Below are 10,078 nucleotides of genomic sequence, written 5' to 3'. Positions count from 1 at the left end.
CGTACAGTTTTTTGCTTTCAAACAGTACTGCATTTGAAGAGGACAGGGCTTTATGGAGTTTCTTTCTTTTATCCAGCTTCTTGTACTTATAGCAGATCACCAGAACTGTTGACGGCTGTGGGTGTTCAGCATAAGAAGTAAGTTGCTCGATGGTCCTGGAGAGGTGCTGTGCCTCTTTCACAATAACCACTTGCTTTTCCGCCATCATGGGGTAGCGTTTCGCCTGGGCTACGATATCTTCTATAGTTGCCTCCTTCCCGTATAAGGTGATCTGATTAAAACCGCGTTCTTCCTCGGTAAGTACATGATCAGCGATAAAGCTGGCAATCCGGTCAATGTAGTAGGGCTCCTCCCCCATCAGGAAATATAAAGGCCTGGCATTCCCTCTTCTAATCTCTTCAACGATCCGTTTGACTTCGTCCATCCGAAAAATTTCCTCACTTTTGCAGGTATGCAACCGCTGTGCTTTCCACCTTATGAATTCCGATTTAAAAGTAGGGAAAATACGCAGTACATCTTTGATGTGATCCGTAAAAAATTCGTGGTGGCACAGCCCGAAGAATGGGTGAGGCAACACCTGGTCCACTACCTGCTCAAAGACAAGGGATATCCCAAAAGCCTGGTCAATGTAGAGAAGTTAATTCGGTTACATGGAATTGCAAAGCGGTACGACCTCGTGGTGTTTAATTCGGAAGGTGCCATCCAACTCCTTGCGGAATGCAAAGCACCCAATGTACCCATCACCCAGGAAACCTTTGACCAGATAGCACGTTACAATATGGCTTTGAAAGCCACTTATCTGGTGGTGACCAACGGCCTGGAAATCTACTGTTGCCAAATGGACCATCAACAAGAAAAATATCGGTTTTTACCTCAAATTCCTGATTTTAGCCGTTAATTTGCAAGCGTTTTGAAGCTGGCCATCGTTATACTCAACTGGAACGGGCAATCTCTGCTCGAACGTTATCTCCCCGGGGTAATAAAGCATTCCCCAGGAGCCGACGTCTACGTGGCCGATAACAACTCTACAGACGGATCCGTAGCCTATCTCAAAAAGCATCATCCGGAGGTAGGCCTCATTCAAAATCCTGAGAACTGGGGCTTTGCCAGGGGATATAACGAGGCCCTGAAGGCAGTTGATGCAGACCTCTTTTGCCTGCTGAATTCAGATGTGGAAGTGGGGCCGGACTGGATGGGCTCTATACTTCAGGTGTTTGCAGACAAGCCGGAGGTTGCCATTATACAGCCAAAAATTAAGGACCTGTTAAGGAAGGGTAAGTTTGAATACGCGGGGGCAGCAGGTGGTTTTCTGGATAGATTAGGGTATCCTTTTTGCAGGGGTCGCATTTTTCAAACCCTGGAAAAGGACGAGGGGCAATATAATACCACCTCGGAGATTTTCTGGGCTACAGGTGCCTGTATGTTCATACGCAGTGAGGTTTTTAAAGAACTGGGAGGTTTTGACGAAGACTATTTTGCCCACCAGGAAGAAGTGGACCTTTGCTGGCGGGCCCACAACAAAGGTTACAAAGTATTATACGTGCCAGATGCACAGGTCTATCACCTGGGAGGCTCTACATTGAGTAATATGAATCCCAAAAAAACCTACCTGAACTTCAGGAATTCCCTCTTTTCCATAACAAAAAACTTACCCAGGAAAGTAGCCTTTGTCATCATTCTTTTCCGACTGGTTCTTGACGGCGTAGCCGCCTTGCGCTTTATCTTTCAGTGGAAATGGGGACATTGCTGGGCCATATTAAGGGCACATTTAAGCTTTTACAGGCAGTTTCGCAAAATGTATCGCAAGCGTGAAAAATCGGATTTTGTGGAAAAGTACTATGAAACAAAATCCATAGTGTGGTCTTATTTCGTAAATCATATTAGGAAATATGATGATTTAGTAAAACATTAACTAATTTTGGATAATCGTCGATTAGCGATTCCATAATTTTGTTAATAAGGATCATTGAGATTTCATTTTATCACTAATAAAATCTAAGACATAACATTATGAAAAGAATTTTAGTTTTGAGCAGCCTTGGGATAATGGTATTGCTTTCTTCCTGCGTTTCTCAGAAAAAATATGCAGAGTTAGAAGCAAAGCAAAAAGAAACCCAGGACCTCCTGAATTCAGCTACAGTAAAATTAAATAGCTGCCTCGAAGAGAAAGCTACAGCAACTGCAAAAATGAAAACGCTGGAAGATCAGAATGCCTTCCTGAAGGCTAACAACCAGGAACTGATCAACAACATGGGTAACCTCACTACCCTCACAACCAAAGGTGCTGAAAACCTCGAAAAATCTTTGGAAAGCCTTAAAGAAAAAGACCTTACCATTCGCAAACTGCAAGATGCAATTACACGTCGTGACTCTGTCAACCTTGCCCTGGTACAAAGCCTGAAAGGCGTATTGGGCAACCTGGATGATGAGGACATTGAAATTAGTGTTGAAAAAGGTGTTGTTTTTGTTTCCATCTCAGACAAGCTCTTGTTTAGAAGCGGTAGCTATACTGTTACCAATGCTGCCAAACAAGTACTGGGCAAAGTAGCACAGGTGGTCAACAACAAGCCTGATTTCGAATTTATGGTAGAAGGACATACAGATAATGTACCTTACAGAAGCGGGGTTCTTTTGGATAACTGGGACCTTAGTGCAAAAAGGGCGACTTCTGTAGTGCGTATTCTGCAAAATGATTTTGGTGTTGATCCTGCCCGTATGACGGCTGCCGGTAGAAGTTATTACATCCCGTTAACGGATAACAGCTCTGCTGCCAACCGGGCAAAGAACAGGAGGACACGAATTGTTGTGTTGCCTAAGCTAGACCAGTTCTACTCCATGATTGAGGAAGGCATGAAAGATCCTGCCATCAACGATTAAGAAATAGAGCGTAAAGAAATAAAACCGCAGCTTACCGCTGCGGTTTTTTTATAGGATATCCAAAGATCCCTTGCCCATTCTGAGGATCTCGACCTCTTCCTGAGAGAGGTCGATTATAGTAGAGGGTACATTACCCCCATAGCCGCCGTCGACTACCATATCCACCAAATGTTTCCATTTTTCATAAATCAGTTCGGGGTCCGTGGTATACTCAATAAGGTCATCTTCATCCTTAATGGAAGTGGATACAATGGGGTTGCCCAGTTCCTTTACCAGTTCGAGGGCGATGTTGTGTTCAGGGACACGGATGCCAACGGTCTTCTTCTTTTTAAAATCCTTGGGCAGGTTGCGGTTACCCGGGAGCACGAAGGTGTACGGCCCCGGTAAGGCCCTTTTCAGCAATTTGAAAGTAGTGGAATCTATTTGTTTTACATAGTCAGACAAGTTGCTGAGGTCAGCGCATACAAATGACCAGTTCACCTTACCTAGTTTTACACCTTTTATCCTGGCCAGGCGCTCCATGGCTTTGGAATTGGTGATGTCGCAGCCCATACCGTACACGGTATCTGTCGGGTAAATCACTATCCCGCCCCTTCTGAGCACTTCAACCACTTTGGCTATGGCCCGGGGATTAGGGTTCTCTTCGTAGATCCGAATATATTCTGCTGCCATCTTATTCCAGGTAAGGATATTACTTAGCTGCCTGCTGTACTAACTAATTTACGACTTTCTTTCCTAATGTCTGTGGAGTAATATGAATGCAATTAGGTTGGAGAGAACTGCCTTTATTGTTCCAGGATTTCCAATTTGGCAAAGCGCAGCAGCAGTTTTTTGATCTCTCCCCTTTCAAACCGTACTTCGGCTTTCTTATCCTCCCCTTTGCCTTCGATCTTAATAACTGTGCCTTTGCCAAAACGGGAATGGTTCACACGCGATCCTTCGCTTAAATTCAGGTTGATTTCCGTATTGTTCCCCAATGGGGTGCCGAGGTTGGGTTTTAGTTTTCGAAGTTTTCTCAGTTGCGAGGCTCGTGCCTTGCCCAGGTTTTCCAGTTTTTCTTTGCCGGGGGTTTCTTTCTTCTGGGAAGGTTTTCTGACTTCCCCAAAGATGTCAGTATTGATCAGCGGTTTAAAACGATAGGTGTCTGCCGGGGTCAGGTCATCCACGTACTGCTCGTCTATTTCCTCTATAAACCTGCTGGGTTCTGCGTCTATCAGTTTTCCCCAGCGATAGCGGTTCTGGGTATAGGTGAGGTACGCCTGTTTTTCGGCCCTGGTTAATGCCACGTAGAATAATCGCCGTTCCTCTTCCAGTTCGCTCCTTGTATTCATACTCATGGCTGAGGGGAACAGGTCTTCTTCCAGCCCTACGATATAGACATAAGGAAACTCAAGACCTTTGGCCAGGTGGATGGTCATTAATGCCACGCGGTTGGGGTCGCCTTTTTCGTTGTCGAGGTCGGTGGCGAGTGCCACATCTTCAAGGAATTCCGTCAGGTCGCCTTTGGCATCCGCAAGTTCTTTTTGCCCTTCTACAAAGTCCTGGATCCCGTTCAGCAGTTCCTCTATGTTTTCCATTCGTGCAATCCCCTCGGGGGTGCCGTCTTTCTTAAATTCCAGTAAAATCCCTGATTTCTTGGCCACATGTTCGGCGAGTGTAAACGCATCAGCTTCCTCATTAAGGATCTGGAAGCTTTTGATCATGTTTACAAAATCCTCCAGTTTACCACGGGTACCCGAGTTTATTTTTAACTGCACCTTATCCAGGTTATCCATGATTTCAAAAACCGATCGCTTATACTGGTTGGCAGCAACTGTGAGTTTGTCCACAGTGGTCTGTCCAATACCACGTGCAGGAAAGTTGATCACCCGTTTCAGGGCTTCCTCGTCTTTGGGGTTGATCACAAGCCGCAGATAGGACAGCAGGTCCTTGATCTCCTTGCGCTGGTAGAAGGAAAGGCCACCGTAGATCCGGTAGGGAATATCCCTTTTCCTCAGGGCATCTTCAATGGCCCGGGATTGGGAATTGGTCCTGTATAAAACGGCAAAGTCCGAATTTGGCAACTGATGCTGCATTTTGTTCTCGAAAATGGAACCTGCAACATAACGCCCTTCGTCTGCGTCAGTGGGACTGCGGTGCAGTTTTATCTTTGTACCCTGCTCATTGGCCGTCCAGACCTTCTTCTTGAGCTGGTCTTTATTATTTGCAATGATAGAATTGGCGGCGTTGACAATATTCTTGGTTGACCGGTAATTCTGTTCGAGCCGATATACCGCTGCATCATCGTAGTCCCGCTGAAAATTGAGGATGTTGGATATATTGGCACCCCGGAAAGAATAGATACTCTGGGCATCATCTCCTACCACACAGATATTCTGGTAGCGGTCCGCCAGGGCCTTAACGATCAGGTACTGGGAATGATTGGTGTCCTGGTACTCATCTACCAATATGTACCTGAAGCGCTCCTGGTATTTCATCAATACCTCCGGAAATCGGCTCAGTAATTCATTGGTTCGCAAGAGGAGATCGTCAAAGTCCATTGCACCGGCCTTAAAACACCGATCCACATAGTTCTGATAAATTTCACCCAGTCGGGGACGCCTGGCCATGGCGTCTGCTTCCATCAGTTCCGGATTCTGGAAATACGCTTTTACAGTGATCAGACTGTTTTTATAGGCAGAGATACGGTTCTGGATTTGCTTGTACTTGTACACATCCTTGTCCAGTCCCATCTCTTTAATGATGGATGCAATAAGGCGTTGGGAATCCTGGGTATCGTAAATGGAAAAGTTACTCGGATAACCCAGCTTTTGTCCATCATATCGCAGGAGTCGGGCAAAAACTGAATGAAAGGTGCCCATCCAAAGATTCTTGGCCTCTGATCCGCCCACCAGCTGCTCAATCCTGCTTTTCATCTCCCGGGCGGCTTTATTAGTAAAGGTCAGTGCAAGGATGTTAAAAGGGTCCACACCCTGCTTCATCAGGTGTGCGATGCGATAGGTCAGTACACGCGTTTTCCCGGAACCTGCTCCTGCAATGACCATCAAGGGACCTTCCTTATGCAGTACAGGAGCCCTTTGGGCCTCATTTAACTCCTCCAAATATGAATTCAAATCACCTGACATTTTCAAAGTGTGAATTTAGCCATATTTCACGTCCGGAAAAAGGGCCTTCAGAAATATTATGAACACCCTTTCTCATTCTTACAATTTAAATATATTTAGGGCCAGGAAACCATTCCATGACCGAGTTCAAAAAATTACTTATTGCAATTATCGTTTGCGGATTAGCCCAGGGGCTTGAGGGACAGGAAAAGAAAATGGGGCCTGTCATCCAAAGTGCTGGTGCTGTTTGGACGGTGGATAAACCGGATTATCCCACCGATATCAATAAGGAGTACAAAGCTGTCTTCGACATAATGAACAGCCCGGAATCTCCGAACCAGCTCAATTCCAGTATCGAAACCGTAGCCAGATACCTGAATATGCATGCGCAGCACGGAGTTCCTCCGGAGCAGATCAGGGCGGTGATGGTGGTGCACAACAAGGCTTCCAAAGACCTGTTGAAAAATGAACATTACGAAAGACGTTTCGGTGTTGCCAATCCCAATAGTACTATGCTGCAAGAACTTATGGATAATGGGGTTACCGTGATATTTTGCGGACAATCCTCCATAGCGAGGGATATCCCAAGAGAAGAAACGCTATCCGGGGTGCAGCTGGCACTTTCTGCCATGACGGCCCTGATCTCCCTTCAGGATGAGGGGTATCGATTGATTAAATTTTAATAAAAAACATATGAAGAAGAATTTTACAGCTGTCCTTTTACTGAGCTTTATGGCCTTTTACGCTCAAGACTATGATTTAAGCAGCGACTATGAGGCCATTGAAGGAAAGGTAATCAATTGGAGGCGGGACATCCACCAAAATCCTGAATTGGGCAACCGGGAATTCAAAACGGCAGAAAAAATAGCCAAACACCTCCGATCACTAGGGATAGAAGTGCAAACGGGTGTGGCCTATACCGGGGTGGTGGGCGTACTCAAAGGCGACCTCCCTGGCAAGGTGGTAGGCTTGCGCGCAGATATAGATGCCCTTCCTGTAACGGAACGCAATGACCTGCCCTTCAAGTCAACAGTTACTTCTGAATTCATGGGGGAAAAGGTGGGCGTTATGCACGCCTGCGGGCACGATACCCATACGGCAATACTTATGGGGGTGGCAGAGGTGTTAGCCAAAAACAAAGATAAGGTCCGTGGTACGGTAAAATTCATTTTCCAACCCGCTGAAGAAGGACCACCCCCCGGGGAAGAAGGCGGTGCCTTGCTGATGGTAAAAGAAGGGGTGCTTAAGAATCCTGATGTCTCTGCCATCTTCGGGCTACATATCAATTCCCAAACCCCTGTTGGCGTCATCCGTTACAAATCAGGAGGTACTATGGCAGCGGCTCAGAGTTTCACGATCAAGGTGAAAGGCAAACAATCCCACGGCTCCCAACCCTGGTCGGGTGTGGACCCCATACTGATCAGCGCTAAAATAATAGACGGGCTGCAGACCATCATCAGCCGGGAGGCCAATCTCACCAGAGAAGCCGCCGTGATCACTGTTGGGAAAATCAAAAGTGGGGTACGGTTTAATATCATCCCCGAAAGTGCAGAAATGATCGGGACGATAAGAACCCTGGATTACGATATGAAAGACCACATCAACCGCAGGATGATGGAAATGGTACCTGCTATAGCGAAGGCGTATGGCGGGGAAGCCAGCATTACCATAAAAGACGCCACAGACATCACCTTCAACGACCCGGATCTGGTAGCTCAAATGCTTCCCACCCTGCAACGGGTGGCGGGGGAATCCAATATTCAAAGCCAGAAGGCCGTGACCGGGGCAGAGGATTTTTCCTATTTCCAACGGGAAGTACCCGGATTTTATTTCTTCCTGGGGGGAATGACACCCGGGAATACTGAACCCTACCCACATCATACCCCGGATTTCCTTATTGACGACAGCGGCCTGATCCTGGGCGTAAAGGCGCTAACCGAAATGAGCCTGGATTACCTGAACAAGGGCTAAGGAGAATGGGTTTTAGTAAAGCACTCCAGGTTCAAACCACCGTGAGGCGGTTTAAGTGGATATGTTTATTTTTGGCGCATTGATTAGAACGAAAGACCTATGAGAAAACTTGGACTACCCCTGCTTTTAATTGGTTTCGGCCTTTTATCTGTTAACGCCCAGAGCAAAAAGGAGTTACAGGCAGAAATCGCACAGTTGCAGTCCCGCATTGCCGAAAAGGACAGCCTTATTATAAGTGCGCAAAAGCAGGAAAGGATAAGTTCTGCCAGGGCGGAATCTTTCGAGAATCAGGTTAATGAGTTACAGGATGCCAATGCCACCCTGCTCAAGAACCTTAAAATATTTACCGAAGCGTCTAGCCGAAGGTCAGACAATATAAGTAAGACGCTGGAAAGCTTAAGGGAAAAAGAGGCACAATTAAAATTCATTAATGACGAGCTGAGCAAGAACGATTCCATCGCCCTGCTGCTCATAACCGAATTTAAACAGTCGCTTGGAGAAAGTGCTCAGATCAAAGTGGCCCAGGGAGCTGTTGCCTTGTCGCTGAGCCAGGAGTTCCTGGTAGATGAAAATGAGAGTGACACTACCCTGACTGCTAAGGCAAGCGATTATCTAACAAAGGTTGGGCAAATCATGAAGCGTCATGCCAATTGGGAGTTCGACCTGATCAGCCAGGAAAATGGCATTATCGACCCTCCCCAACGGCAAGCTCAGATTTGGGCAATACTCACCATTATAAGCCAGGAAACCGGGGTAAAACCCTTGACCGTTAATACAAAACGCCGGGACGGGCTCATCAATGCTTTCGAAATTCGGGTACACCCCAGATATCCCGAGTTTTATATGATGGTGAGAAAGAACATGAAAAATTAATACCCGTTCTTAAAACATCGCAGCTAATTTAAATCCTGCATACTTTTTTTATGGGCATAGCGTTCTAAGTGCGTTAACCAATGCCAAAATACTATGACCGCCGACGGAGTCTTACAACTTTTTGCTTACCTGTTACCTGCCGTGGTAACTGGTGCTGTTGCTTTTTACTTTTTCAGGATGCACACCAATAATGAAGAAGGCAGAAGAAGGTTTTTATTGCACAGGGATTCTCAGAAAAACGCCATGCCTATCAGGCTGCAGGCTTACGAGCGGATGGCGCTGTTCCTGGAAAGGATAGCGATCCCGAGTTTGGTAGTTCGCGTAGCACCGAGGTCTGCCGATAAAAATGAATATGAGAACCTTTTGGTGAAGACCATTGAAAACGAATTTGAACACAACTTGTCCCAGCAGATCTATATGAGCGATGAGTGCTGGAACATTATCAAGGCGGCTAAAAATGCGACCATACAAACTATCCGCAAGGCTGGCATGAGTGAATCAGATTCTGCAGATAAACTTCGGGAAGACATATTAAATACCACCATGGATAAACAGTCGCCCTCTGCGACCGCCCTGGCCTTTATCAAAAAGGAAATCGGCGCCCTCTGGAAGTCAATTTAGAAATCACTCCTGTATCTCAGGCTCAATTTCACTGAGTTCCTGATTCTTTTTTCGGGCGAATTCATAGCCCCTTGCCCACCATTGGGTCATCTTTTCCTTGTCGAAAATCAGGGAATTGGTGGTTAACACGGAAGGGGTATAGTAGAAGTTGATAATCGCATCCCGGTTATTCGCCACAAATTTACCAATGCGGATATTTTGCCTTTCAATCCTGTCCAGCATAAATCCAAACATGCTGGTCAGCAATGCAAATGCATTCTTCGATGGCAGCCGGTTGACATGGGTGATCTCCGTGTGCAAAATGATGGCGTCCACCACCGTTGCGCCCCGTTTGATGGCCTCCTCGATGGGCACCATACTGCCCAACCCCCCATCGGCGTATTCGCATCCCTCTTTTCTTACCAAACTCATGAAAGGGGTATAATTGCAGGAGATCCAGATCCATTCACAAAAGTCGTCATAGGAGAAATCTCGAATGGATTTATATTCCACGGTGTTGAGGGAAAGGTTAGATACAGTAACGACGATTTCTTTGTCGCCAGATCTTAGCTTTTCAAATTCATCCGGAGTAAAGGTCGTCCTGATCAGTTTCAGCAGGTTGTGGCTTTCCCCAAAAGTCTTGCTCCCGCGGT

11 protein-coding genes are annotated in these 10,078 nt (G+C 46.3%); 7 read left to right on the top strand and 4 right to left on the bottom strand.

Annotated features, from left to right (window positions below; all coding sequences use genetic code 11):
* Nucleotides 1–424: DNA polymerase III subunit delta (gene holA, locus AC4E7D_RS06895; protein WP_490173077.1), on the bottom strand; the 424-nt coding region annotated here is incomplete at its 3' end.
* 27 nt (nt 425–451) lie between these two features.
* Here holA and AC4E7D_RS06890 point away from each other — a divergent pair.
* The 3 genes from AC4E7D_RS06890 to AC4E7D_RS06880 all read left to right on the top strand — a co-directional run bounded on the left by AC4E7D_RS06890 (nt 452) and on the right by AC4E7D_RS06880 (nt 2,877).
* The gene (locus AC4E7D_RS06890) at nt 452–898 is read left to right on the top strand and encodes a type I restriction enzyme HsdR N-terminal domain-containing protein (protein ID WP_490173076.1); all 447 of its coding nucleotides are present in this window, start codon (nt 452–454) and stop codon (nt 896–898) included.
* Nucleotides 899–910: 12 nt separating this feature from the next.
* Nucleotides 911–1,912, top strand: coding sequence for a glycosyltransferase family 2 protein (locus AC4E7D_RS06885; RefSeq protein WP_490173075.1), 1,002 nt, complete (start codon nt 911–913; stop codon nt 1,910–1,912).
* A 98-nt stretch (nt 1,913–2,010) separates the two neighbouring features.
* Nucleotides 2,011–2,877 carry an OmpA/MotB family protein gene (locus AC4E7D_RS06880; RefSeq protein WP_490173074.1) on the top strand — a complete coding sequence of 289 codons (867 nt, stop codon included), beginning with the start codon at nt 2,011–2,013 and terminating at the stop codon, nt 2,875–2,877.
* Between the two features lie 48 nt (nt 2,878–2,925).
* Here AC4E7D_RS06880 and AC4E7D_RS06875 read toward each other — a convergent pair whose 3' ends face one another.
* Nucleotides 2,926–3,549 carry an L-threonylcarbamoyladenylate synthase gene (locus AC4E7D_RS06875; RefSeq protein WP_490173073.1) on the bottom strand — a complete coding sequence of 208 codons (624 nt, stop codon included), beginning with the start codon at nt 3,547–3,549 and terminating at the stop codon, nt 2,926–2,928.
* A 113-nt stretch (nt 3,550–3,662) separates the two neighbouring features.
* On the bottom strand, nt 3,663–5,990 hold the full coding sequence (locus AC4E7D_RS06870) for an ATP-dependent helicase (protein WP_490173072.1): 2,328 nt from the start codon (nt 5,988–5,990) through the stop codon (nt 3,663–3,665).
* A 128-nt stretch (nt 5,991–6,118) separates the two neighbouring features.
* Here AC4E7D_RS06870 and AC4E7D_RS06865 point away from each other — a divergent pair, with 128 nt between their 5' ends.
* From AC4E7D_RS06865 to AC4E7D_RS06850, 4 genes are all read left to right on the top strand, one after another.
* Nucleotides 6,119–6,664 carry a DsrE family protein gene (locus tag AC4E7D_RS06865; RefSeq protein ID WP_490173071.1) on the top strand — a complete coding sequence of 182 codons (546 nt, stop codon included), beginning with the start codon at nt 6,119–6,121 and terminating at the stop codon, nt 6,662–6,664.
* 10 nt (nt 6,665–6,674) lie between these two features.
* Entirely contained in the window at nt 6,675–7,952 is a 1,278-nt protein-coding gene (locus AC4E7D_RS06860) for an amidohydrolase (RefSeq protein WP_490173070.1), read from the top strand.
* A 99-nt stretch (nt 7,953–8,051) separates the two neighbouring features.
* Nucleotides 8,052–8,825, top strand: coding sequence for a hypothetical protein (locus AC4E7D_RS06855; RefSeq protein WP_490173069.1), 774 nt, complete (start codon nt 8,052–8,054; stop codon nt 8,823–8,825).
* Between the two features lie 93 nt (nt 8,826–8,918).
* Nucleotides 8,919–9,446 (top strand): DUF7935 family protein, encoded by a 528-nt coding sequence (locus AC4E7D_RS06850; protein ID WP_490173068.1) that lies wholly within the window; start codon nt 8,919–8,921, stop codon nt 9,444–9,446.
* Nucleotides 9,447–9,449: 3 nt separating this feature from the next.
* Here AC4E7D_RS06850 and AC4E7D_RS06845 read toward each other — a convergent pair.
* Nucleotides 9,450–10,078, bottom strand: a 629-nt coding sequence (locus AC4E7D_RS06845) for a patatin-like phospholipase family protein (protein ID WP_490173067.1), incomplete at its 5' end; no start/stop codon positions are given.

The sequence above is a fragment of the Lentiprolixibacter sp. genome (assembly GCF_982873095.1).
This window is presented reverse-complemented; position numbering and strand designations above follow the sequence as displayed.